Here is a 24475-nt window from a genome sequence, read left to right as displayed (position 1 = left end):
GAGCTTCGAGTCAGTCCAGCTTTTCGGCCGCCAAAGCCTTCAGGTCCACCTCCGGCCTAGCGCCGTAATGCCCGATCACCTCGGCGGCGCAGATCGCGCCCAGGCGGAGCGAGCCGCGCAGATCGCGGCCGCTCGCCTGGCCATGGAGGAAGCCGGCCGCGAACAGGTCGCCCGCTCCCGTCGTATCGACCAGCCGGTCAATCGGCTCCGCGCCGACCTCGATGCGCTCGCCGCCCTGGATGGCGAGCGCGCCGTATTCGCCGCGGGTGACGACCAGCGTCGGTACCTGGCGCGCGACGCTCGCGACCGCGCCCTCGAAATCGTCGGTTCGCGCGAGCGCGGTCAGTTCGTTCTCGTTGGCGAACAGGATGTCGATCAGCCCTTCGCCGATCAGCGCGCGGAAGTCGCCGCCGTGGCGCGAGATGCAGAACACGTCCGACAGCGTGAAGGCGACCTTGCGCCCCGCCCCGCGCGCGACGTCGATCGCGGCGCGCATCGCGGCACGCGGCTCCTCGGGGTCCCAGAGATAGCCTTCGAGATACAGGATCGCGCTATCCGCGATCACCTGGCGATCGAGCGCGGCCTCCGGCAGGAATTGGCCCGCGCCCAGGAACGTGTTCATCGTCCGCTGGCCGTCGGGGGTGACGAAGATCAGGCAGCGGCCCGTCGTCGGCTCGCCCGCGCGCACGGGCGTGTCGAAACGGACGCCCGCCGCACGGATGTCATGGGCGAATACCTCGCCCAGCTGGTCGTCCGCGACCTGGCCGATGAAGCCCGTCCGCCCCCCGAGCGCGGCTATCCCTGCGACGGTGTTGGCCGCCGAGCCCCCGGACGCCTCGCGGCCCGGGCCCATCTTGGCGTAGAGCGCGTCCGCCTCGGCGGGAGAGAACATCAGCTGCATCGACCCCTTGGTCATGCCCTCGGTCGCGATGAACGCGTCGTCGGCGGGGCTGAGGACGTCGACGATGGCGTTGCCGATGGCGACCACGTCTAGGCTCGGGGTAGGGCTGGGCTGGGTCACGGCGTGCTCCGGTGTGCGAAAACGCGCGGGCTAGCCGGGCGGTCGGACCGGCGCAACCGGCGTTGACGGATGGCGCGCGGCGGCGGCATGCGGCCGGACATGATGCGTCCGATCCTGCCCGTCCCGTTATTCGTCCTCGGCCTGCTCTCCGCCTGCGTGACGCCGGTCGCGTCTCCGGTCGCGGTTACGCCCGCCGCGCCCGCCTTCACCGCGGTCGGGCTGGAACGGGTGTTGGGTCAGGACGCGGCGGGGCTCGCGCGGCTGTTCGGCGCGGCCGACGCCGACCTGCGCGAGGGCGACGCGCGCAAGCTGCAGTTCGAGAGCGGGATCTGCGTACTGGACGCGTATTTGTACCCAAAAGGGGGAGCGGAGCCGCGCGTCACCTATCTCGACGCACGCGAGCCCGACGGCAGCCCCATCGACCGTGCGAGCTGCGTGGCCGCGATGACGCGGCGGGGCGCGGCACGTTGAGCCCCTCCCACCTTCTTCCCTCTCCCGCCTTCGCGGGAGAGGGTGGCCGAGCGTAGCGAGGTCGGGTGAGGGCACTTCGCCTCAAGAATTGCCCTCACCCTGGCGCTAACGCGCCTGTCCCTCTCCCGCGAAAGCGGGAGAGGGTCGCGAGACAGACCACTCCCGCCGCACGGTCGGGTTCGACTCCTCGGCCAGTCGCCACCGCTCCGCAGTCCACCTGGCCGCGTCCAGCTTCCCCAGCGCCCACACCGCCGCGCCGCGCACCACCGGCGCGAGGTCGTCCAGCAGCCGGACGAGCGGTTCGACCAGCGCCGGGTCGCCGCTGTTCCCTGCAGCCACCGCCGCGTTGCGAACCATTCGGTCGCGGCCGATCCGCTTGATCGGCGAGCCCGCGAACACCTGGCGGAAGCTTGCGTCGTCGAGATCCAGCAGATCGCGGAGCGACGGCGCGGTCAGCTCGGCGCGGGGCAGGAAGGCGCGGTTCGCGGCGGCGGCATGCGCGAACTTGTTCCACGGGCAGACCGCTAGGCAATCGTCGCAGCCGTAGATGCGGTTGCCCATACGGCCACGAAATTCGCGCGGGATCGGGCCTGGGTGCTCGATGGTCAGGTACGATATGCAGCGCCGCGCATCGAGGCGGTAGGGTTCCGGGAACGCGTCCGTCGGGCAGGCGCGCTGGCAGGCGTCGCACGAGCCGCAGCTCGGCATGCCGCCCCGGTCGGGCGTCAGTTCCAGCGTCGTGTAGATCGCGCCCAAGAACAGCCAGGAACCGTGATCGCGGCTGACGAGGTTGGTGTGCTTGCCCTGCCAGCCCAGGCCCGCCGCCTCGGCAAGCGGTTTCTCCATGACGGGCGCGGTATCGACGAATACCTTCAGGTCGCAGCCGGCTTCGCGCGCCAGCCAGCGGCCGAGCGCCTTCAGCTGGCGCTTGACGATATCGTGATAGTCGGACCCTTGGGCGTAGACCGACACGCGACCCCGGTCGCCCTGCCCCGCCAGCGCGAGCGGATCGGCTGCCGGGGCGTAGCTCAGCCCGAGCGCGATCACGCTGCGGACTTCGGGCCACAGCGCGGCCGGACTTTGGCGGTGATGCGCGCGTTCCTCCATCCAGATCATGTCGCCGTGAAGCCCCTCTGCCAGCCACTCGCGCAGCCGCTCGCCCGATCGCGGGGCCGCATCGGCGGGCGCGATCCCGCAAGCGGCGAAGCCGAGCTCGACCGCCGCGTCCTTGATCCGCCGTTCCAAAGGCTTGTGTTCCGCCACGCCCGCCCGCTACCACACCGCCCGTGAGCGGGGGACCGGTATAGTGGCGGGCGAGATGGCGGTCACCGCCGACGGGCTGGTGAAGCGCTTCGGCGACCGGCGCGTGGTGGACGGCGTTGATATCGCGGTGCCGACGGGCGCGATCTACGGCGTGCTCGGCCCCAACGGCGCGGGCAAGACGACCACGCTCCGCATGCTCCTGGGCATCATCGAGCCGGACGGCGGCACGCGCACGCTGCTGGGCGAGACGCGCCCGCGCGACGCGAGCGACCGGGTCGGCTATCTGCCCGAGGAGCGTGGGCTGTATCCGGCGATGAAGGCGCGCGAGGCGATCGCGTTCATGGGCGCGCTGCGCGGGCTTGACTGGCGCACGGGCCGCGCGCGGGCGGTCGAGCTGCTGGAAACGGCGGGGCTGGGCCATGCGGCCGACGAGAAGATCCGGAAGCTGTCCAAGGGAATGGCGCAGCTCGTTCAGCTGCTGGGGTCGGTCGTCCACAGGCCCGACCTGCTGGTGCTCGACGAGCCTTTCTCCGGGCTCGATCCGGTCAATCAGGAGAAACTGGAAGCGCTGATCCTCGCGGAGCGCGACCGGGGCGCGACGATCCTGTTCTCGACGCACGTCATGGCGCATGCCGAGCGGCTGTGCGACCGGCTGGCGATCATCGCGGGCGGCAAGCGCCGGTTCGAGGGCACGGTCGACGACGCGCGCGCGATGCTTCCCGCGCAGGTACATTATTCGCCACGCGCGGACGGGCCGGAGTTGGGGCAGCTGCTCCCTCCGGATGCCGAGCGCGAGCATGACGGCTGGCGATTCGCGCTGCCGCCAGAAGGCGTCGAGCGGCTGCTGGAGCGGCTGATCCGGGCGGGTCACGGCATCTCGGGGCTCCGGATCGAGCGGCCGGGATTGCACGAGGCGTTCGTCCGGATCGTCGGCGAAGCGGAGACCGCACGATGAGCCTGCGTCGCACCCTGCGCCAGACGATGACGGTCGCGCGCCGGGATTTCGTCGCGACCGTGTTCACCCCGATCTTCCTGTTGTTCCTGTTCGCGCCCGTATTCATGGCCGGGTTCGGCGCGGTGGGCGGGCTCGGCGCGGCGACCGTGGCGGGCGACTCGGCGGACAAGGCGCGCGTGGTCGCGATCTTGCCGCCCGGCGATGCGCGGATCATGGCGGAGGCGGACCGGCGGTTGCGCACCGCCTTCCGCCGCGACGAGGCTCCGCCCAAGCTGCTGACGCTGACGCCCGGCGCCGATCCGGCTGCGCAGGCACACGCGGCGTTCGAGGCCAAGGAGTACGACGCGGCGGGCGTCATGTACGGCGCGCTCGATCGGCCGACGGTACTGTTCGGCCCGCTCGACCGGCGCACCGCGCGCTATCTGGGCGTGCTGGCGCTCGAGACGCTGGCCGACCAGCGGCTGGGCGCGGGCATGCCCACCGTGCGGGTCGAGGAGGTGCGGCTGAGCCGCCGGGGCGCGTCGCAGGGCGGGCAGAACCAGTCCGCGTTCCTGGCGGTCTTCGGCGTATTCTTCCTGACTTTGTTTCTCGCGGGCCAGGTCGTCGGCACGATGGCGGAGGAGCGCAACAACAAGGTAATCGAGGTGCTCGCCGCCGCGGTCCCGCTCGAATCGGTGTTCCTGGGCAAGCTGCTCGGCATGTTCGGCGTTGCGGTTCTGTTCGTGGTGTTCTGGGGGACGATCGCCGGCCAGATCGGCAGTTTCCTGCCCCCGACCCTAGCCGCGGCGATGGGCGAGCTGACGCCGGCGGTGGGCGGTCCCGCGTTCGCGGTCCTGTTCTTTGCCTACTTCACGATGGCGTATCTGTTGCTGGGGTCGGTGTTCCTGGGCGTCGGCGCGCAGGCCTCGACGATGCGCGAGATCCAGATGCTCTCGCTCCCGATCACGATCGTCCAAGTGGGTATGTTCGCACTGTCGTCGGCGGCGGCGTCGCGGCCGGACAGCTGGATCGCGACCGCGGCCGAGCTGTTCCCACTCTCCTCCCCCTTTGCAATGGCGGCGCGCGCGGCCAACTCGCCTGCGCTGTGGCCGCATGTCGCGGCGCTTGCGTGGCAGGCGCTGTGGGTCGCGATCTTCATCACGGTCGGCGCGCGGCTTTTCCGGCGCGGCGTGCTGCAATCCGGGAGTGGCCCGGGCTGGCTGTCGCGTCTGCATCGCCGGCCGTCGGAAGGCTATTGACAGCGTTGTAGGTAATCGGTTCACTCGCGAAAAGGCAGGAGTGGACCGATGGCTACCGCGATGACCCGACCCGACCTTGCGCCCGAACCCGCGCTCGATCCGCTCGATGTGAGCCGCGCCGAATTCTTTCGCGACGACACTTGGCAGGCCCCGTTCGAGCATCTCCGCGCCGAGGCCCCGGTCCATTACACGCCCGCATCGAGCTTCGGCCCCTACTGGTCGGTATCGACCTACAAGCCGATCGTCGAGGTCGAGTCGCTCCCCGAAATCTTCTCGTCGGAGGTGGGCGGTATCACGCTGGCGGACTTTCTCGACCCGGCGATCGATGTGCGCATGCCGATGTTCATCGCGCGCGACCGGCCCGTCCACACCGCGCAGCGCCGCACGGTCGCGCCGGCCTTTACCCCGTCGGAGATGACGCGGATGTCGGACGGCCTGCGCCGGCGAACGGCGACGCTGCTCGACGAGCTGCTTTGGGGAGAGGAGTTCGACTGGGTCGATACCGTATCGGTCGAGTTGACGACGCAGATGCTCGCGGTCCTGTTCGACTTTCCGTGGGCGGACCGGCGCAAGCTGACCTTCTGGTCCGACTGGGCGGGCGATATCGAGTCGGTCAAGAACGAGGAGCTGCGGCTTCAGCGCCTCCAGCACATGTACGAATGCGGGGCGTACTTCTCGCAGCTGTGGAACGGCAAGGTCGGCCAGCCGCAGACGCCCGACCTCATCTCGATGATGATCCATTCGGACGCTATGGCCGAGATGGACCAGATGGAGTTCATCGGGAACCTGATCCTGCTGATCGTGGGCGGCAACGACACCACGCGCAATACCATGTCGGCGCTCGCCTACGGCCTCGACAAGTTCCCTGACGCACGCGCTAAATTGGAGGCGGACCCGGGGCTGATCGGCAATACCACGCAGGAGGTTATCCGTTGGCAGACGCCGCTGGCGCACATGCGCCGCACCGCGACGCAGGATTACGAGCTGCAGGGACAGCAGATCAGACAGGGCGACAAGCTCGCGCTCTGGTACGTGTCGGCGAACCGCGACCGGAGCGTGTTCGGCGAGGACGCGGACGACATCGTCGTCGACCGGCCCAATGCCCGGCGGCATCTGGCATTCGGCCACGGCATCCACCGCTGCGTCGGCGCACGGCTGGCCGAGATGCAGATCGCCATCCTGCTGGAGGAGATGGCCAGACGCCGCATGCGCGTGAACGTGGTGGGCGAGCCGGTGCGCGTCGCGGCTTGCTTCGTGCACGGGTATAGAAAGCTGCCGGTGGAGATCTCAAGATACTGAGCCTGGGGCGATGAAAGCCGCCCCTCCCCTTCCGCCTCGCGCTCACTACATCGTATCCATGACCAACGACCCAGACCGCCGCGGTCTACTCGCGGGCTTTACCGCCGGCGCGGCCGCGCTCCTGTTCGGCTGCCGCGACGCCGACGCTAAGAAGCCCGAGCGCTTCTCCGTCACGCTGCCCGATAGTGAGTGGAAAAGGCGGCTCTCCCCCGCCGCCTACGCCGTGCTTCGTCACGAAAGCACCGAACGGCCCGGCTCCAGTCCCCTGAACGCTGAAAAGCGCACGGGCGTGTTCCGGTGCGCCGGGTGCGACCAGGCGCTGTTCTCCAGCAAAACCAAGTTCGAGTCCGGCACGGGTTGGCCGAGCTTCTGGGCTCCGCTACCAGGCGCGGTCGGGGAAAAGACCGACCGAGCGATGTTCATCGCGCGTATCGAGGTCCACTGCGATAATTGCGGCGGGCATCTGGGGCATGTATTCGACGACGGCCCCAAGCCGACGGGTAAGCGTTACTGCATGAACGGCGCGGCGATGAAGTTCCGCGCGGCTTGAGGGTGCTGCGCGTTTAGAAACGGTCGTCGACGAACGCCTGGACGCCGATCGTTCCGCCGCGATTCGCCATGCGGACAACGGGTAGGTCGGCCGTCTTCGGTGCCTCGCCCGAGTAGATGAAGCCGAGCGTCGGGTGGCTTGACGTGCCGAGCCCGCCCTGCGGTCCGTACCAGACCTTGACCGCGCTCCAATCGCCGGCAGCCGACACGTCGACCGCGCGCACGTCGCGCTCGATCCCGCCGCGCCTGGACCAGTTGGCGTGGGTGAGCAGGACCTCGCGCTCGCCGACGACGCGCGACACCATCGCGACATGGCCTACACGCATCCGGCGGGTCGCCTCGAACGCCATTACCGATCCCGCCTTTGGCGTTCTGCCGCGCTCGTAGCGGCCCGCCGCTTGGGCCCACCAAGTATCCGCATTGCCGCGGATCTGGATGCCCGACACCTCGCGCGCATAAGGTGCGCACTGCCAAGAGCGGGCGACGGCCGGAGTCGTCAAACCGAGGGCGCACGAAAACGCCAGCGCGAAACGCGCTGCTAAATTCTTGATCTGCAAGGTAAGCGCCGCCTTCGGTTGCTCTTCGACGGTTTGGCTACGAGGCAGAGATAAAATATAAAAGCGGTGTGGGAACTAACCAGGACGAACCGTGTTGCGGTGCCGACGACCTGACCTGGATCAGTCCACCGCGAGCGTCCTCAGCCTATCCTCATGCTCCGCGCGGCCGAACGGGAAGCGGGTAAAGAGCAACGCGCCGGTCACGCCCAACGTAAGGTAGATCGTCACGAATACGGTCGTCAGGTCGTCGATCACGGGCGTCGGCACCATGCCGGGCTTGGCTCCGACCGGGAACGCCACCGCATCGAGGATCACGCCGACGATGAAGATGCCGATCCCGCTGGTGCATTTCTGAACGAAGAAAGACCCGGCGAAGAACACGCCCTCCGACCGCCTGCCGGTCTTCACCTCGGCGTCCTCGACCACGTCGGCCATCATCGACGCGCCCAGGATCATCGCGGAGATGTTGCACGCCGCCTGGACGGTCACCGACCCAAAATAGAGCGGCAGCATGCGCGGATCGCCCGGGTCCGGGAACAACCCCGCCAGCCGGAGGAGATAGGGCCCTGTCAGAAGCGTGACGGAGGCCAGGACCAAGCAGCATGCCGCCTTGGGCTTGCCGAAGCGGCGACCGATCCGGGGCGTGACCAGGAACGCGATCACCGCGCCTGCCAGCAGCACCGCCGGGATCGCCGCGAACGCCCCCGCGCCGAACCGCCAGACATGCGCGTAGAGGTATGTCGAAAGCGCGTAGCTGATCCCTTGATTGACGTAGATGCATAGCGCCGAGAGCATCAGGATCACGAAGGCGCGGTTGCGGACGCTTTGCCCCATCTCGCGCAGTTCGTCGCTGAATGTCCCGGTGCTCTTGGTCGCCTGCGGCAAGGTAGGTATTTCTCGGTGCGTACCGATCGCGGAGACCAGGATAGCGGTGACGATCAGCGCGGCGGTGACGACTCCGTAGGTCCAAAAGCCCGCGCGGCCCGCCATCACCGGATCGGGCGTCAGGAAGATGGCATAGCCCGCGAACAGCGCGCCGAGCCCGCCGATCCAGCCGAACAGGTATCGGTAGGCCATCACGCGCGTGCGCTCGTCATAGTCGCTCGACAGCTCGGCGGTGAGGGCGACGGACGGCACCTCGTATGCCGACACGGCGCTGCGCACGAGCACCGCCGCCACGAACAGCCAGCCGAGCAACGCCTCCTCGCTCCACATCGGCGGACTCCAGACGAGTAGCCAGCCGAGCCCGATCGGCAGCGCGGACGCGTACATCCACGGATGCCGCCGTCCCCAGCGCGAGCGCGTCCGGTCCGACAGGAAGCCGACCGCCGGATCGATGAACGCGTCGAGGATCAGCGCGGCGGCGATGACGAGGCCGACCTTGGTCGCCGAAAGGCCCACGACCTGGTTGTAGAAGAGCAGCAGGAAGGTGCCAAAGCCGTTGTCCTTGACGCCATACGCCACTGCGCCGAAGCCGTAGGTCAGCGTAGTGCGCTGGGATAGCGTGCGCTTCGGTGGGATCGCTGCGGCGGAGGTCATTTGAACGCGTCCAGCGCTTCGAACAGGGTCGGCGATGTCGGGTCCCAACTCGCGCGGCTGCCGACCGTCATGCCGCCATCGACGAGCAGGCTGGTCCCGGTGATGAACGACGAGTCGTCGCTCAACAGGAAGCAGACCGCGGCCGCGATGTCCTCCGGGCTCCCGGCGCGCGCGATCGGCTGAGCCTTGGCGGCGACGGCGGCGATCATACCGTCGGCCTGCGCGCGCGCTTCCTCCGCGATCTCAAGATGGCGGGTGAAGATATTGGTGGTGATGAACCCCGGCAGGACCGCATTCACCCGGATGCCGTGCCGGGCAAGGTCGGCGGCCGACAGCTTGGTGAGGTGCAGCACGCCCGCCTTGGCGACCGAATAGGCCGTTGGCGCGAAGCCGCTCGCCAGCGCGGCAACGCTGGCGGTGTTGACGATCGCGCCGCCGCCGCGTCTGGCCATCGGCGGCGCGGCGTAGCGGGTGCCGAGCGCGACGGAGGTGAGGAGGAGCGCCATCGTGCGGTCCCACTCGCCCGGCTCGACCGCGTCGATCCCCTCGCGTGCGCCGCCCGCGCCCGCGTTGTTGAACAGAAGGTCGAGGCCGCCGTCCACATCGGCCTGGTTCATCAAAGCTTCGAGGTCGTCGGCGCGCGTCACGTCGCACCGTTTGAACGCGATCCGGCCGTCCGACGCGTCCGCCAGCTCGGCCGCGCCCGCCGCGTCGATGTCGCCGACCAGCACCTGCGCGCCCTCCTCCGCCAGGCGGAGCGCGGTTGCGCGACCGATGCCCGATGCGCCGCCGGTCACTACCGCGCGCTTGCCGTCGAACCGCATTGGGAACCTCACCGGGCCTCTCCTTTTGGCAAGCATAGTATGGGTATGCGCGACGGGCAACGAGCGCCGTTCGAAGATGCGGTTTGCGCTTCTTGCGCCGCGCGCCGGCGCTCGGTAGGCCCGGACGCGTCCAGCAAGATGGAGTGATGCGTGGCCCTCGACCCCGAAACCTTCGACGCGTTGATCGACGGCGTGCGCCGCTTCGTCGCCGAGCGGCTTCGCCCACTGGAGGCCGATGTCGAGGCCGCCGACGCGATTCCGGACGATGTGGTCCAGGAAATGCGCGAAATGGGGCTGTTCGGGCTGTCCATCCCCGAAGAGCATGGCGGCCTGGCACTGACGATGGCGGAGGAGTGCCGGGTCGCGATCGAGCTGGGGCGGACCACGCCCGCCTTTCGGTCGACCTTCGGCACCAATGTCGGGATCGGCAGCCAGGGGCTCGTCATGTCGGGCAGCCCCGAACAGAAGGCGCACTGGTTGCCGCGCATCGCGAGCGGCGAGATCATCACCAGCTTCGCGCTGACCGAGCCCGATGTCGGGTCGGATAGCGGCGCGGTAAAGACGCGCGCGGTCAAGGACGGCGACACCTACCGGCTAAGCGGCACCAAGCGCTATATCACCAACGCCGACAAGGCCGACCTTTTCACCGTCATGGCGCGCACGGGCGAGGAGAAGGGCGCGCGCGGCGTCTCGGCGTTCCTGGTACCCCGCGATCTGCCCGGCGTGACGCTGGGCGAGCCCGAGAAGAAGATGGGACAGAAAGGGGCCAAGGTCTCCGACGTTCATTTCGACAACGTCGTCGTCCCCGCCGCCAATCGTCTCGGCGCGGAAGGCGAAGGCTTCAAGATCGCGATGCGCGTGCTCGACCGGGGGCGGCTGCACATCTCGGCGGTATGCGTCGGCGTGGCGGAGCGGCTGATCGCCGACTGCGTCGCCTATGGGTCGGAGCGGCACCAGTTCGGCAATCCGATCGTCCATCACCAGCTGATCCAGGGCATGCTGGCGGACTCGAAGACGGAGGCCCTGGCGGCGCGCGCGCTGGTGCTCGAGACGGCGGACAAGAAGGATCGGCAGGAGGACGTGGTGCTCGAGTCGGCGGCCGCGAAATACTACGCGTCTGAGATGGTCGGCCGCGTCGCCGACCGCGCGGTCCAGATCTACGGAGGTGCCGGCTATATCGCGGATTATGGGATCGAGCGGCTGTACCGCGACGTGCGCTTGTTCCGCATCTATGAGGGCACCAGCCAGATTCAGCAGGTCATCATCGCCCGCGAGACGCTGAAGCGCGGTGGCTGACCTAACCCTCTCCCGCGTAGGGCTACGCCCGCCTTCGGCTCCGCGGGAGAGGGACAGGCGCGAAGCGCCAGGGTGAGGGCAGTGCGTGTCGTGAACCGCCCTCACCCGACCTCGCTTCGCTCGGCCACCCTCTCCCGCGAAAGCGGGAGAGGGAAGGAAACACGAAGGAGAAGATTGATGGACACGACCAACCTGTTCCGCCTCGATGGGCGCACGGCGCTGATCACCGGGGGTAGCCGCGGCATCGGCAAGATGATCGCGGCGGGCTTCATCGCGCAGGGGGCCAAGGTCTATATCTCGTCGCGCAAGGCCGACGCCTGCTTCGCGGCAGCGGCCGAACTCGGCCCCGACTGCGTCGCGCTGCCGCAGGACGTGTCCACCGTGGCGGGCTGCCAGGCGCTGGCCGCGCAATATGCCGAGGCCGAGGGCGCGCTCGACATCCTCGTCAACAACGCGGGCGCAGCCTGGGGCGAGCCGTTCGAGGTGTTTCCCGAAAAGGGCTGGGACAAGGTCATGGACCTGAACGTCAAGTCGCCCTTTTTCCTGACCCAGGCGCTTCACCCGGCGCTAAAAGCGGCCGCCAGCCGCGAGCGCCCGGCCAAGGTGATCAACATCACCTCGATCGACGGCCAGCGCCTCAACCCTTGGGACACCTACAGCTACCATGCGTCCAAATCGGCGCTGATCTACCTGACCAAGCGCATGGCCGCGCGGCTGATCGACGACGCGATCAACGTCACCTCGATCGCCCCGGGCGCGTTCGCCAGCGAGATGAACCGCTCGGCGCGCGACCACGGCTCCGAAGTGGCGCGCGGCATCCCCGCCCGTCGCATCGGCGTCGACGAGGACATGGCGGGCGCGGCAATCTATCTCGCCAGTCGGGCGGGCGATTACGTGGTGGGCGACACGATCACGGTCGATGGCGGGTTGGTCCATGCGGCGGTCGGGACCAGCATCGACGCCTAGCCGCCGCCCCGAAGGATCAGCCACACCTTGGGCCGCCCGCTCGGCTTGGCCACCCCGTCGAGCCGGACCGCGCGGGCGATCCTGACCGGGCGCAGGATCATCTGTCCACGCATGGCGCCGGTGCCGCCGCCCGACGGTTGCGCCAGGATGCGGCGGACCGCGTCCATGCCCGCAATCACGCGGCCGAAAGCGGCGTAGCCGGTGAAGCCTGCCCGCGCGTCCATCTGCGGTGAAGGGCCGACGGTCAGGACGAAATTGCCGGTCGCCGACGCGTCGAAGGTGCCGTGCGCCATCGATACGGTCGCGTCGACGTGGCGCAGGCCCGTACGGCTCGTCGGCTCCAGATCGATCGGCGGTAGTGCGCGGCGCAGGTCGGTGCGGACGCCGCCCTGGATAAAGCCTGCGCCCGGCCGGGCCTTGCTACGCGCGGCGCGGTAGAAGACCGTGCCGTCGAAGCGGCCGTCATCGACGTAGGCCATGAAGTTCGCGGTCGTGATCGGCGCGCGCCGGGCGTCGAGCGCCAGCGTGATCGGCCCGGCCGAGGTTTCCAGCCGGACGCGGACGAGCCCGGACTGTCCCACTGCCGGGGCCCAGCCGGCCACAAGCGCCGCGCATACCGCCACCGACCATCCGCGCACCCCGGCTACCGTGCGATCCCGCCCGCGGCGAGCACCGCCAGCGTCACCAGCTCGCTTGCGGTCGAGGTCATGGGCGCGATCTGGACGGGCTTTTCCATCCCCACCAGCATCGGTCCGATCATCGCGTCGCCGCCCAGCTCACGCAGCAATTTGGCGGAGATGTTGGCGGATTGGAGCCCGGGCATGACTAGGACGTTCGCCGGCCCCGACAGTCGCGCGAAGGGGTAATTCGCCAGCTGTTTGGGGTTGAGCGCGACATCGGGTGCCATCTCGCCCTCGTATTCGAACGATACCTCGCGCCCGTCGAGTACCCCGACGGCCGCACGGATGTTCTCCAGCCACTTGCCCTCCGGGTTGCCGAAGGTGGAATAGCTCAGGAACGCGACGCGCGGCTCGTGACCCATGCGCCTGGCGACCTGCGCGGTCTGTTCCGCGATGTCGGCGAGCTCCTCGGCGGTCGGGCGCTCGTTGACGGTGGTGTCGGCGATGAAGACGGTGTGCATTCGCCCGACGAGCAGGTGTATGCCGAACGGCACGCGGCCCTCGGCGGGGTCGATCACGCGGCGCAGGTCGCGCATCGTGTGCGCGTAAGTCCGCGTCACGCCGGTGATCATCGCGTCGGCATGCCCCATCTGGAGCAGCACCGCGCCGAAGCTGTTGCGGTCCTGGTTGATCATCCGCTCGACATCGCGGCGCAGATAGCCGCGTCGTTGCAGCCGGCCGTACAGGAACTCGACCATCGACGGGACGAGCGGCGAGTTGCGGCTGTTATGGAGCTCGTACTCCTCCGGCTGCTCGACGCCCAGTGCGCGGAGCCGGTCGTATACGTCGTCGCGCCCCACCAGCACGGGGGTACCGAGCCCGCCCTCCTTGAAGGCGATGGCGGCGCGCAGCACCACTTCCTCCTCGCCTTCCGCGAACAGTACGCGCTTGGGCCGGGCGCGCGCGCCCTCGTAAGCGAGCGTGAGGACGGAGGTGGTCGGGTTCAACCGCTCGCGCAGCCGCTGGCGATAGGCGTCCATGTCGATGATCGGCCGCGTCGCCACGCCGGAGTCCATCGCCGCGCGCGCGACGGCCATCGGCACGACCTCCATTAGCCGGGGATCGAAGGGCGCGGGGATGATGTATTCGGGGCCGAAGCTGTGGCGCACGCCGTATGCGACCGCGACCTCCTCCGGCACGCGCTGGCGCGCCAGGTCGGCGATGGCGTGGGCGGCGGCGACCTTCATCCGGTCGTTGATCGCAGTCGCCCGCACGTCGAGCGCACCGCGGAACACATAGGGGAAGCCCAGTACGTTGTTGACCTGGTTGGGATAATCCGACCGGCCCGTTGCGACGATCGCGTCGGGGCGCGCGGCGGTCGCGACCTCGGGCCGGATCTCGGGTTCCGGGTTCGCCATGGCGAAGATGATCGGCGCGGGGGCCATGTCCTTGACCATCTCGGGCTTGAGCGCGCCCGCCGCCGACAGGCCGAGGAACACATCCGCGCCGTGCAGCGCTTCGGTTAGCGTGCGGCGGTCGGTGTTGGCGGCGTGGGCGGACTTCCATTGGTCCATCCCCTCTTCGCGGCCCTGGTAGATGACGCCCTGACGGTCGCACATGATCACGTTGTCGTGACGTACGCCCATGGCCTTGACGAGCTCGGTGCAGGCGATCGCCGCCGCGCCCGCGCCGTTGACGACGATCCGCACCTCATCCATCCGCCGCCGCGTGAGCAGGCAGGCGTTGATCAGCCCGGCGGCGGTGATGATAGCCGTGCCGTGCTGGTCGTCATGGAAGACCGGGATGTTCATCCGTTCGCGCAGGGCTTGCTCGATAATGAAGCATTCGGGGGCCTTGATGTCCTCCAGATTGATGCCGCCGAAGCTCGGCTCGAGCAGCGCGACGCAGTTGACGAAGGCGTCGACGTCCTCCGTATCGACCTCCAGATCGATCGAGTCGACATCGGCGAAGCGCTTGAACAGCACCGCCTTGCCTTCCATCACCGGCTTCGACGCGAGCGCGCCGAGGTTGCCGAGCCCTAGGATCGCGGTGCCGTTGGAGATAACCGCCACCAGATTCCCCTTGGCGGTATAGTCGTAGGCGGTGGCCGGATCGTCGTAGATCGCGCGCACCGGCACTGCGACGCCCGGCGAATAGGCGAGCGCCAGGTCACGCTGCGTCGCCATCGGCTTGGACGCGACGATCTCGATTTTGCCCGGCCGCCCCTCCGAATGGAACAATAGCGCCTCGCGCTCGGAAAACTGAAGGTTGGGTTCGTCGGACATGGCGGGCCTCGGTGCTGACGCGCCCCTCTTACTTGATCCGCCAGGCAATGGTAGAAGCCGCCAGCGGCCATGGCCGCGCGGACAGAAGGTCTGGAGGTTCGATGGCGGCCCTCGACGAGGAATTAGCGGCGTTGATGGACGGCGCATACGCCGCCGCCCTGGACGACTGCTGGGAAATCTGGACCGAACGGCTGGTTGCGGCGCTGGGCGGGTCGGGAGGCTCGTTCGTCATTGGCGACGAGCGGACGCGCACGCTGACGCGCGCCGCGTTTCATTCGCCGGTCAGCCGCGCGATCGACGACTACGCCGCGGGGTTCGGTGCGCTCGACCCGCAAACTCCGGCCGCGTTCGCAATGCCGGCCCCCTGCGTCTTTGAGGACCGGGACTACCGCGATAACGGTGCCGGAACGCGCGAGTACCTGTCCTGGCTGCGCGGGGCGATCGGTCTGGACCACCACGTCGCGCTGCAAGCGCCCTTGGGCGACGGCGCGACGCGCGCGGCCGTCAGCGTGTACCGCTCGGTCGCCGACGGCCCTACTCCTACAGCCGCGCGCGAACGGTTTCGCGCGATCGCGCCCGAGATCGCGAGGGCACTGCGGCTCGGTTTCCGGCACGCAGCGCTGCTCCAGCAGAGCTTCTGAGAAGGCGCGGTCGCGGCCAGCGCCGACGCCGCGCTGCTGATCGACGAGCGCGGGCGCGTCGCGCGAGTCGGCGAGGCCGCGCGCGCGATCTTTGCGCGGGGTGAGGGTCTCGATGTCACCGACGGCGCGATCCGCTGCCACCTCTGCAATGATGAGAAGCGCGTTGAGGCCGTCATCGCCGGAGCCGTCGCGCTCCGGCCGGTTGCGGGAGCGGTTAGGGCGGAGCGGCGCTCCGGCCGCGCGGCCTATCTGCTCGTCGCCTATCCGCTTCCCCGCTCGCGCCGGATGCTCGCGCCCCTTGAGGCTGCCGCGCTCGTCACGATCGTCGACCCGATCGCCGCGCGGCGCGGCCCGGCGCTCTACGCGCAGGCGTTCGGCCTGACCCCGCGCGAGGCGGAGCTGGCCGGAGCGCTAATGGCGGGCCACTCGGTCGAGTCCGCCGCCGCAGCGCTCGCCATGAGCGTGGCCACCGCCCGCATCCACCTTCGCCGCCTGTTCTCCAAAACCGACACTACGCGGCAAGCGGAGCTGATGCGGCTCCTGGCGCGCATGCCGGTGGTAAATACGCCATTCGAGTGATGGCGCGGGGCGGCTGGTTTCGCCAGCGTTCCCCGGCCGCGTCAGGCGGCAGGGAGCGAAAAGATGAGGAAGCAGCTACTCGCGGCCATTTTCGCCGTTACCGGCGCGCAGCAGGCCGGGGCGCAAGATTACGGCTTGGATTTGTTCACAAGCGCCTCGCATACTTTCCGGCTAAACGATTCAGAGCGTTACTCAGTCAAGAATGGCGACCGCTCGCGTGCTGTCGGTGCTCGTGTCGCCGCTAGTTTCGATCCATACCCGACGGGAACCGCCGACGCATTCGCGTCCGCCAACCTCGCCACCGGCGAGCTGAAAGCCTCGGCGGCCACCAACCGCCCCTGCGATCAAATCATTAACTGCCTACCTACGGGAGCCTACGCGCAAGCTGGGTTCTCCGATACGCTACGCTTCACGATTCCTGGCGCGACGAGTACCACGATCACTTCCATAAACATGGCGTTTTCTTCGATTGGCGAATTTATCAATGGAGCTAGCCCATCAACCCTACAGCACATTCTTCAAGGCACGTTTTATAATCAAGGTTTGTCGAACGGCGCTGGTTTTAACATCTTGTATCAAAACGGAAGTGTCAACACGGGCGTAGGCGGCTTCAACACACACCAGATCACGTCCGCGATCCGAGATAACTTCGGTATTACGGTCAGCTATGATCTTTATGGCGCGACGCCCGATCTGTCCCTTGCGCTGACACTTTACGCGATCGCGAACGATGGAGGCATAGCCGATTTCGGCCGCACCGCCAGAGTCGGCCTAACTTTGCCTGAAGGGGTGACCTATACTTCAGCCTCGGGCGTGTTCCTGACCGCCGTCGGCGTACCCGGCGCGGTTCCCGAACCGGCGACCTGGGCGTCGATGATCCTCGGCTTCGGCCTGGTCGGCGGCGCGCTGCGGCGGGCGCGGGCGCGGACCACCGCCTCAACCGTTCCGGCGCGCTGACCGTGACGACGGTTCGACTGGTCGTCAAACAGCCGAACGGCGGCGCTTGGCATGGCGAATTGGTTTTAGAGCGCGTTCCCGTTGCTGGCGATTACGTCGCCCCGGTGCGGAATCAACTCATGCGTGTTATGGCAGTCGTGCTTGAGCCGGCGAGTTCCCCATCCGTCGCGACGGCGCTTGCGGTGAACGATCCCGACGACCGGGTGGACGGATGGACCGCCCGGACGTTGGCGGGGCTGCACGAGGTCGGACCGGAGGACGAGCCCTAGGCAAGCACCGCCGGGCGGCTTATGGCCCGTTCTATGAAGCACGAGCCCGCTATCTTCGAGCAGCCCGACCCAAAGGCGATCGCCGCGATGGACGCCGAAGCGGAAGCGGACATTGAGGCGGGGCGCGTCGTACCGCACGAGAAGGTGCGTGGGTGGCTCCAGAACTGGGGCAAGCCCGATGAACAGCCCATGCCGCCGGAATGGCTGAGGTAATCTGGACGCGCGCGGCCCTTCTCAGGCTTAGAAGCATCAGGGCCTACATCGCGCAATTCAACCCCAACGCCGCCGAGCGGATCGCCGAACGTCTCTGGAACGCGGGCGAGTCGTTGAAACAGTTCTCGGAGCGCGGTCGACCGGCGGATGACGTGCGTCGCGAACTGGTGATCGTCCCGCCCTACATCATCCGATACAGGGTCGAGAAGGATCGCGTCTTCATCCTCGGCATCCGGCACGGTGCGCAACGCCCCGAACGCGGCTGAAGCGCCCGGCATGGCCGCGAACGCCTCCACCCCTATGATGGCCCAATATCTCGCGCTGAAGGCCGAGGCGGGCGACGCGCTCCTCTTCTATAGAATGGGCGATTTCTTCGAGCTTTTCTTCGACGACGCGCGGATCGCGGCCGCGTGCCTCGACATCGCGCTCACCGCGCGCGGCGAGCACGAAGGGACACCCATCCCGATGTGCGGCGTCCCCGTCCACGCCTCGACCGGCTACCTCGCACGGCTGATCAAGGCGGGGCACCGCGTCGCCGTCGCCGAACAAACGGAGACGCCCGCCGCCGCCCGGGCGCGCGGCGGGTCCAAGATGCTGGTCGAGCGCGGGATCGTTCGCGTCGTCACCGCGGGCACGCTGACGGAGGAGGCTCTGCTTGATGCACGGGCGGCGAACTGGTGCGTGGCGATCGGCGAAACGGGAGGGGAGCTCGCGCTAGCTGCCGCCGACATCTCGACCGGGCGGTTCGAGGTGATCCGCACCGATGCGGGTTCGCTTCCCGCCGAGTTGGCGCGGCTATCGGCCGCCGAGGTGGTCGCGTCGGAGGCGACCGCCTGGCCCGAATGCGCGACGACGCTCCGCCCCAAGGTCGACTTCGACAGCGCGGGCGGCGAGGCGCGGCTGAAGCGGATGCACGCGGTCGCGACGCTCGACGGCTTCGGCCGGTTCGGCCGCGCCGAGCTGGCCGCGGCGGGCGGGCTGGTCGCCTATCTTGAGCACAACGGCAAGGGCGCCCTCCCCTTCCTGCGCCCGCCCGTCCTCCATTCCTCGACCGACGCGATGGCGATCGACGCCGCGACGCGCGAGAGCCTGGAGCTGTGCTGCACGGCCGCGGGCGAGCGAAAGGGCTCGCTCCTCGACGCGGTCGACCGGACGGTAACGGGCGGCGGGGCGCGCCTGCTGGGCGCGGATATCGGCGCGCCGCTCCACGACCGTGCGGCGATCGACCGCCGGCTGGAATTTGTCGCGTTCCTGCATGACGACGCCGCTTTGCGCGAACGGCTCCGCGCCACCTTGCGCGCTCTCCCCGATCTAGGTCGCGCGCTCGGCCGACTGGCGGCGGGCCGGGGCTCCCCGCGCGATCTGGCGCAGCTGCGCGATGGTCTCGATGGCGCGTGGACCTTCGGCGAACGATTGGCGGGACTGGACCGGTCGCCTGCGCTCCTGACCGAACTCGCTCCCCGCCTGCGCGGGCACGGCGCGCTGATCGATCTGCTCAAGCGCGCGCTGGTGCCGCAGCCGCCGATCGAGGCGGGCGACGGCGGCTATATCGCCCCCGGCTACGACGCCGCGCTCGACGAGCTGCGCGATGTCGGCTCGGGTGGGCGCCGCGCGATCGCCGCGCTGGAGGGCGAATTACGCGGTCGCACGAACACCCCCTCGCTCAAGGTCCGCCATAACGGCGTGCTGGGCTATCATATCGAGGTGCCCGCGCGCGCTGCCGATCCGCTGATGCGCGCCGACAGCGGCTTCACCCACCGCCAGACGCTCGCGGGCGTGGTCCGCTTCAACACGCCCGAGCTTCACGAGATCGCGATGCGCGTGACCCAGGCCGGCGGTCACGCGCTCACCGCCGAGGCCGCACATCTGGAGGAACTGACCGCCACCGCGCTCGGCACGCGCAACGCGATCGCCGACACCGCCGACGCGCTCGCCCGGCTGGATGTCGCGGCCGGCCTCGCCGAGCGCGCGGCGGAGGGCGGATGGGTTCGCCCGCGTCTGGTCGATCACCCCTGCTTCGAGGTCGAGGGCGGCCGGCACCCGGTGGTCGAAGCGGCGCTCGCCGCATGCGGCGACCGCTTCGTGGCGAACGATTGCCGCCTGTCGGAGCAGTCCAGGCTGTGGCTCGTCACCGGCCCGAACATGGGCGGCAAATCGACCTTCCTCCGCCAAAATGCGCTGATCGCGGTGCTCGCGCAGGCCGGTTCTTTCGTCCCTGCGACCAGCGCCACGCTCGGCCTCGTCGACCGGCTGTTCAGCCGCGTCGGCGCGTCCGACAACCTCGCGCGCGGCCGCTCCACCTTCATGGTCGAGATGGTCGAGACCGCTGCGATCCTGGCGCAGGCGACCCCGCGCAGCTTCGTGATCCTCGACGAGGTCGGGCGCGGCACCTCGACCTATGACGGGCTCGCCATCGCCTGGGCGGTGGTGGAGGCGGTCCATGACGATAATCGCTGCCGGTGCCTGTTTGCGACGCATTATCACGAGCTGACGCGCCTTGCCGAACGCTTGCCCGCGCTGTCGCTCCGCCATGTTCGTGCGCGCGAGTGGAAGGGCGAGCTGGTGCTGCTCCATGAGCTGGCGAAAGGGCCCGCCGACCGAAGCTACGGACTGGCGGTCGCGCGGCTGGCGGGCATGCCGCCAGCAACCGTCGCGCGCGCCAAATCGGTGCTGGCCAAGCTGGAGGCTGGCCGCGCGAAGACCGGCGGGCTGGCGGCGGGGCTGGACGACCTGCCGCTGTTCGCGGCGGTCGCGGCGGTGGAGCCTGTGCCCGATCCGCTCCGGGCGGAAATGGAAGCGCTCGATGTGGACGCGCTCACGCCGAGGGAGGCGCTCGAAGCTCTATACCGACTGAAAGCGATGGCGCGGGAGAGCTAAACGCGAACCCTCTCCCGCGAAAGCGGGAGAGGGAAAGACGTGGCGTAGCCGCGGCGAGGGTGAGGGGTGGACCTTTCCGGCAGAAGTCCGGCCCTCACCCTGGCGCGTACTGCGCCTATCCCTCTCCCGCGAAAGCGGGAGAGGGTTCGAAGCTAACTCAACGCGACTTTTTGTATAGCTTCTCGGCGATCTCGAACATCTCCTCGGGCGCGTAGTCCGGGGTGAAGGCACTCGGCGTACCCGTCAGGTCGTGGATCTTGCCGCCTTCGGGCATCCCGTCGATCACTTCCAGCTGGCCTTGCGGGTCGCCCGGCAACGCGGTCTCGTCGGTCCAGATGCCCGCCATCTCTTTATAATCGCTGGGGCTGAAGGTGTAGAGCCGCCGATGCGCGCCCTCGTCCAGGTACTTTTGGCATTCGGGGATCTTCGATAGATCGATGTTAGGGGTCGGCAGCATCTTCTCGATCGCGACGCCCGTGATCTTCTTCAGCGCCAGCGCATAGGCGTGCGCGTGGACCGATCCACGCACCAGCAGGTACCCGCACACCTCGCGCCCCGTCGGATCGGTCAATGTCTCGTACACGCGCAATTTGTGGAGCCGCGCGCCGCACTCCAGGTGGAAATTGTGGAGCAGGTCGGTGACCACGTTGCCGCTGGTGGTCACGAAGTCGGCGTTCCAGCCGTGCCCGTTCGAATTGACGGGCATCGCGCCGCCCCCACCTGACAGGAACGCCGCCGCCAACCGCATGTCGCTCATGTCGGCATACGGCGCGCCCGAAATGTCGCCGCCGTCGCCCGTATCGTCCGCCTCGTCGTCCGGACCGTTGGCGAGCATCGCCACGGCGTTCGACGCGAGCTCGACATGCCCCAACTCCTCGGCCGTGATGGCGGCGACCAAGCTGTAGAAGGGACGGAGCTTCGACTTGGACCGGAAATTAAACGACTGGAACATGTAGTTGTTGAGCGTGGACATCTCGCCGTATTTGCCGCCCAACAGCTCCTGGAGCGCGGCGGCGGCGTTCGGGTCCTTCTTTTTGGGCGGCGGCAGGTTGGCCTGCAGCTTGTCGACTCGCATGAACATGGGACAACGCTCCGTACGGAGTAGGGGATTGCCTGAACGATGCGCCCAGCGCGCTCGTTGCACTCGGTTCACCTTGTTTCACTTGCGACCGAATGAGTGGCGACAGCGTCGCAGGCAACGTGTAAAGGGGCTGTCCCGCGAGCGGCGCTTGTGAAACAGGTCGAGTGTGATGTTCACTCCCGCCACCATACAGCTCGCCGAGCCTATTCGGTTAGTCCGGCATGGCGACTGAACGGTTCGCCGCCCTTGCCGACCGGGACGCGATCGTCGACCGGCGTGCGCTGACCGACGCGGTCGCGGCGTTGCCCGATGGCGATGCGGGTACGCTCCGACGCGGGATCGCGCGGCTGCTGAAGGAAGCGCTCGATGCGGGCCGGGCCGAGATCGCGCAGCGGTTGGCGAAGCGGCCATCGCGTGGGCTGCGAGTGGCGAACGCGCAGGCGTTCCTGGTCGATCAGCTGGTGATCGTCCTGCACGAGGCGGTGACGACGCGACTGCATCCGGTCCACAATCCGACCGCGGGCGGGCGGCTGACCGTGCTCGCGGTCGGCGGCTACGGCCGGGGCGAGATGGCCCCGCACTCGGACGTCGACATCGCGTTCCTCACGCCCGGCAAGCAAACCCCGCATACCGAGCGGGTGATCGAATCCATGCTTTACGCGCTCTGGGATCTCGGCCTCAAGATCGGTCATTCCAGCCGCTCGCTGGGCGAGATGATCGCTCAGGCCAAGGCCGATGTTACGATCCGCACGGCGCTTCTCGAAGCGCGGCACGTCTGCGGAGACGGCGCGCTCTACACGGAAGCGGCGGGGCGCTTCAAGGCGGAGGTCCAGGCGAACGGGGCCCGTGCGTTCATCGCCGACAAGCTCTCCGAGCGCGACGCCCGTCACCTGAAGATGGGCGACACGCGGTACGTAGTCGAGCCGAATGTCAAGGAAAGCAAGGGCGCGCTCCGCGATCTTCACGCGCTGTTCTGGATCGGCAAGTACGTATTCGACGTTAGCCGCGCGGCGGATCTGGTCGATGCCGGGCTGTTCACGCCGGACGAATACCGGCGGTTCAATCGCGCCGACGATTTTTTCTGGGCGGTGCGCTGTCACCTCCATCTGATCACCGGACGCGCGGAGGACCGATTGACGTTCGACATCCAGCGCGAGGTCGCCGCGCGGATGCGCTTCCACGACCGCCCCGGCCGCTCGGCGGTCGAGCGGTTCATGCAATATTACTTTCTTCAGGCGAAGTCGGTCGGGGCGCTGACGGGCGTCTTTCTCGCTCATCTCGATGAACGCTTCGCCGGCCGTGGGCGGCGCTGGTTCGAGCTGCCGACGATCCGCAGGCGGCCGGCCAAGCTTCATGGTTTCGTGCTCGACCGCGGGCGGCTGGCGCTGCCGAGCGACGGCTTCTTCGCCGAGGAGCCGGTGAGGCTGGTCGAAATCTTCGCGCTCGCCGATCGGCACGGGCTGGAGGTGCATCCACTGGCGACCCGCGCCGCCGCGCGCGATGCCAAGCTGGTCGACGAGAAGCGCGACGACCCGCGCGCCAACGCGCTGTTCCTCGACCTGCTGACCTCGCCCCGCGATCCGGAGCTGGTGCTGCGCTGGATGAACGAGGCCGGGGTGTTCGGCCGTTTCGTGCCCGATTTCGGCCGCATCGTCGCGCAGATGCAGTTCGACATGTACCATCACTATACCGTCGACGAGCATACGATCCGGATGGTCGGACTTTTAGCACGGCTGGAAAAAGGCGAGCTGAAGCAGGATCATCCGTTGGCGAGCGGGGTGGTCCGGCAGATCGTGTCGCGCCGCGCGCTTTATGTGGCGGTGCTGTGCCACGACATCGCCAAGGGACGCGGCGGCGATCATTCGGTGCTGGGTGCGGAGGTGGTCGACCGGATCGGCCCCAGGCTCGGCCTGACCCCCGCCGAGGTGGAGACGGCATCCTGGCTGGTGCGGCACCACCTTCTAATGTCGCGCACCGCCTTCAAGCGCGATCTGTCGGATTTCAAGACGATCCTCGACTTCGCGGAAACCGTCCAGAGCCCCGAGCGGCTGCGGCTGCTACTCGTGCTGACCAACATCGACATCCGCGCGGTCGGGCCGGGCGTGTGGAACGGCTGGAAGCGCCAGTTGCTGAACGAGCTGTATGACGGGGCGGAGGAGGTGCTCCGCCTCGGCCATAAGCAACGCGGCCGTGTCGAGCGGATCGCCGCCAAGCAGGCGCGACTGCGCGAGGCGCTTGGGTGGGATGACGAGCGCTTCACCGCGCATGTCCGCCGCTTGCCCGAAGCCTATTGGATCGCCGAGCTCGACGAGGTGCTGCTCCACAACGCCCGCTTCATGGCCGGAGCCGACGGGGCCGACCTCGCGATCGACGCGCAGGTTCACCCCGAACGCGGCGCGACGCTCGTCACCGTCGCCGCCGCCGATCACCCCGGGTTGTTCTATCGCATCGCCGGCGCGATCCACCTGGCGGGCGGGAACATCATCGATGCGCGCATCCACACCGCGCGCGACGGTATGGCGATCGACAATTTCCTGGTCCAGGACCCGATCGGCAGGCCTTTCGCCGAACAGGGCCAGCTCGCCCGCCTGCGCGCCGGGATCGAGGACGCGCTCGCCAATCGGGGGCGGATGTCGGACCGGCTCCAGGCCAAGCCCGCGGCCCGCCCGCGCGCCGACGCCTTCGCCATCGCGCCCAACGTACTGCTCGACAATCGCGCGTCCAACCGCTTCACGGTGGTCGAGGTCAATGCCCGCGACCGCCCCGCCCTACTCAACCAGCTCGCGCTCGCGCTGTTCGAGTCGCAGGTCACGATCCACTCGGCGCATGTCGCGACTTACGGCGAGCGCGCGGTGGACATCTTCTACATCACCGACCTGACCGGCGACCGGATCGAGGGAGAGACAAGGCTGCGGGCGTTGAAGGCCCGCCTGCTCGCCGCCGCGGCGGGCGAGCAGGCGGGCCCGGCGGCCTGA

The 24475-nt window shown here is 68.4% G+C and carries 23 protein-coding genes; 15 read left to right on the top strand and 8 right to left on the bottom strand.

The window, feature by feature from the left end:
* Positions 1-10 precede the first annotated feature (10 nt).
* Entirely contained in the window at positions 11-1021 is a 1011-nt protein-coding gene (locus ACFE7F_RS02735; protein ID WP_375402301.1) for an adenosine kinase, read from the bottom strand.
* Between the two features lie 99 nt (positions 1022-1120).
* Between ACFE7F_RS02735 and ACFE7F_RS02730 the strand changes: the two genes are divergently transcribed.
* Positions 1121-1492, top strand: a complete 372-nt coding sequence (locus tag ACFE7F_RS02730; protein WP_375402342.1) for a hypothetical protein — start codon at positions 1121-1123, stop codon at positions 1490-1492.
* Positions 1493-1597: 105 nt separating this feature from the next.
* Here the strand turns inward: ACFE7F_RS02730 and queG are convergent, their stop codons facing one another.
* On the bottom strand, positions 1598-2755 hold the full coding sequence (gene queG, locus ACFE7F_RS02725; RefSeq protein ID WP_375402300.1) for a tRNA epoxyqueuosine(34) reductase QueG: 1158 nt from the start codon (positions 2753-2755) through the stop codon (positions 1598-1600).
* A gap of 55 nt (positions 2756-2810) precedes the next feature.
* Here queG and ACFE7F_RS02720 point away from each other — a divergent pair, with 55 nt between their 5' ends.
* Genes ACFE7F_RS02720 through msrB form a run of 4 tightly spaced genes read left to right on the top strand, consistent with a single transcriptional unit; the run spans position 2811 to position 6797 of the window.
* A complete protein-coding gene (locus ACFE7F_RS02720) occupies positions 2811-3710 on the top strand; it encodes an ABC transporter ATP-binding protein (protein ID WP_375402341.1) in 900 nt (299 codons plus the stop codon).
* Positions 3707-4948, top strand: coding sequence for an ABC transporter permease (locus tag ACFE7F_RS02715; RefSeq protein ID WP_375402299.1), 1242 nt, complete (start codon positions 3707-3709; stop codon positions 4946-4948). Before ACFE7F_RS02720 ends, ACFE7F_RS02715 begins: the two co-directional genes overlap by 4 nt.
* 48 nt (positions 4949-4996) lie before the next feature.
* Positions 4997-6247, top strand: coding sequence for a cytochrome P450 (locus ACFE7F_RS02710; protein ID WP_375402298.1), 1251 nt, complete (start codon positions 4997-4999; stop codon positions 6245-6247).
* A gap of 58 nt (positions 6248-6305) precedes the next feature.
* Entirely contained in the window at positions 6306-6797 is a 492-nt protein-coding gene (gene msrB / locus ACFE7F_RS02705; protein ID WP_375402297.1) for a peptide-methionine (R)-S-oxide reductase MsrB, read from the top strand.
* A gap of 13 nt (positions 6798-6810) precedes the next feature.
* Here msrB and ACFE7F_RS02700 read toward each other — a convergent pair whose 3' ends face one another.
* The 3 genes from ACFE7F_RS02700 to ACFE7F_RS02690 all read right to left on the bottom strand — a co-directional run bounded on the left by ACFE7F_RS02700 (position 6811) and on the right by ACFE7F_RS02690 (position 9716).
* A complete protein-coding gene (locus tag ACFE7F_RS02700; protein ID WP_375402296.1) occupies positions 6811-7353 on the bottom strand; it encodes a CHAP domain-containing protein in 543 nt (180 codons plus the stop codon).
* 120 nt (positions 7354-7473) lie between these two features.
* Positions 7474-8892 (bottom strand): MFS transporter, encoded by a 1419-nt coding sequence (locus ACFE7F_RS02695; protein WP_375402295.1) that lies wholly within the window; start codon positions 8890-8892, stop codon positions 7474-7476.
* On the bottom strand, positions 8889-9716 hold the full coding sequence (locus ACFE7F_RS02690; RefSeq protein WP_375402340.1) for an SDR family NAD(P)-dependent oxidoreductase: 828 nt from the start codon (positions 9714-9716) through the stop codon (positions 8889-8891). The genes ACFE7F_RS02695 and ACFE7F_RS02690 overlap by 4 nt, the downstream gene beginning before the upstream one ends.
* Before the next feature lie 150 nt (positions 9717-9866).
* Between ACFE7F_RS02690 and ACFE7F_RS02685 the strand changes: the two genes are divergently transcribed.
* Together ACFE7F_RS02685 and ACFE7F_RS02680 are read left to right on the top strand one after the other, a co-directional pair.
* A complete protein-coding gene (locus tag ACFE7F_RS02685) occupies positions 9867-11012 on the top strand; it encodes an acyl-CoA dehydrogenase family protein (RefSeq protein ID WP_375402294.1) in 1146 nt (381 codons plus the stop codon).
* 177 nt (positions 11013-11189) lie between these two features.
* On the top strand, positions 11190-11978 hold the full coding sequence (locus tag ACFE7F_RS02680; protein ID WP_375402293.1) for an SDR family oxidoreductase: 789 nt from the start codon (positions 11190-11192) through the stop codon (positions 11976-11978).
* On the opposite strand, the gene ACFE7F_RS02675 is transcribed toward ACFE7F_RS02680, so the two are convergent.
* A complete protein-coding gene (locus tag ACFE7F_RS02675) occupies positions 11975-12616 on the bottom strand; it encodes a peptidylprolyl isomerase (RefSeq protein ID WP_375402292.1) in 642 nt (213 codons plus the stop codon). The genes ACFE7F_RS02680 and ACFE7F_RS02675 overlap by 4 nt on opposite strands.
* Positions 12617-12621: 5 nt before the next feature.
* A complete protein-coding gene (locus tag ACFE7F_RS02670) occupies positions 12622-14883 on the bottom strand; it encodes an NADP-dependent malic enzyme (RefSeq protein WP_375402291.1) in 2262 nt (753 codons plus the stop codon).
* A gap of 101 nt (positions 14884-14984) precedes the next feature.
* Between ACFE7F_RS02670 and ACFE7F_RS02665 the strand changes: the two genes are divergently transcribed.
* The 7 genes from ACFE7F_RS02665 to mutS all read left to right on the top strand — a co-directional run bounded on the left by ACFE7F_RS02665 (position 14985) and on the right by mutS (position 20419).
* The gene (locus ACFE7F_RS02665; RefSeq protein WP_375402290.1) at positions 14985-15524 is read left to right on the top strand and encodes a hypothetical protein; all 540 of its coding nucleotides are present in this window, start codon (positions 14985-14987) and stop codon (positions 15522-15524) included.
* Between the two features lie 285 nt (positions 15525-15809).
* Entirely contained in the window at positions 15810-16103 is a 294-nt protein-coding gene (locus ACFE7F_RS02660) for a helix-turn-helix transcriptional regulator (protein ID WP_375402289.1), read from the top strand.
* A 63-nt stretch (positions 16104-16166) separates the two neighbouring features.
* A complete protein-coding gene (locus ACFE7F_RS02655) occupies positions 16167-17060 on the top strand; it encodes a PEPxxWA-CTERM sorting domain-containing protein (RefSeq protein ID WP_375402288.1) in 894 nt (297 codons plus the stop codon).
* A gap of 119 nt (positions 17061-17179) precedes the next feature.
* Positions 17180-17329, top strand: coding sequence for a hypothetical protein (locus ACFE7F_RS02650; RefSeq protein ID WP_375402287.1), 150 nt, complete (start codon positions 17180-17182; stop codon positions 17327-17329).
* A gap of 33 nt (positions 17330-17362) precedes the next feature.
* Positions 17363-17542 (top strand): antitoxin, encoded by a 180-nt coding sequence (locus ACFE7F_RS02645; protein ID WP_375402286.1) that lies wholly within the window; start codon positions 17363-17365, stop codon positions 17540-17542.
* On the top strand, positions 17530-17808 hold the full coding sequence (locus ACFE7F_RS02640) for a type II toxin-antitoxin system RelE/ParE family toxin (protein ID WP_375402285.1): 279 nt from the start codon (positions 17530-17532) through the stop codon (positions 17806-17808). Before ACFE7F_RS02645 ends, ACFE7F_RS02640 begins: the two co-directional genes overlap by 13 nt.
* A 34-nt stretch (positions 17809-17842) precedes the next feature.
* Positions 17843-20419, top strand: a complete 2577-nt coding sequence (gene mutS, locus ACFE7F_RS02635; RefSeq protein WP_375402339.1) for a DNA mismatch repair protein MutS — start codon at positions 17843-17845, stop codon at positions 20417-20419.
* 157 nt (positions 20420-20576) lie between these two features.
* Here mutS and ACFE7F_RS02630 read toward each other — a convergent pair whose 3' ends face one another.
* Complete coding sequence (locus ACFE7F_RS02630; RefSeq protein WP_375402284.1) at positions 20577-21500, bottom strand: manganese catalase family protein; 924 nt, start codon at positions 21498-21500, stop codon at positions 20577-20579.
* Positions 21501-21721: 221 nt separating this feature from the next.
* On the opposite strand from ACFE7F_RS02630, the gene ACFE7F_RS02625 reads away from it, so the two are divergent.
* Positions 21722-24475, top strand: a complete 2754-nt coding sequence (locus ACFE7F_RS02625; protein WP_375402283.1) for a [protein-PII] uridylyltransferase — start codon at positions 21722-21724, stop codon at positions 24473-24475.

It is taken from the genome of uncultured Sphingomonas sp., assembly GCF_964235535.1.
Lineage (GTDB): Bacteria > Pseudomonadota > Alphaproteobacteria > Sphingomonadales > Sphingomonadaceae > Sphingomonas.
The sequence above is the reverse complement of the archived record's forward strand: the minus strand, read 5'-3'. Positions and strand labels throughout refer to the sequence as shown.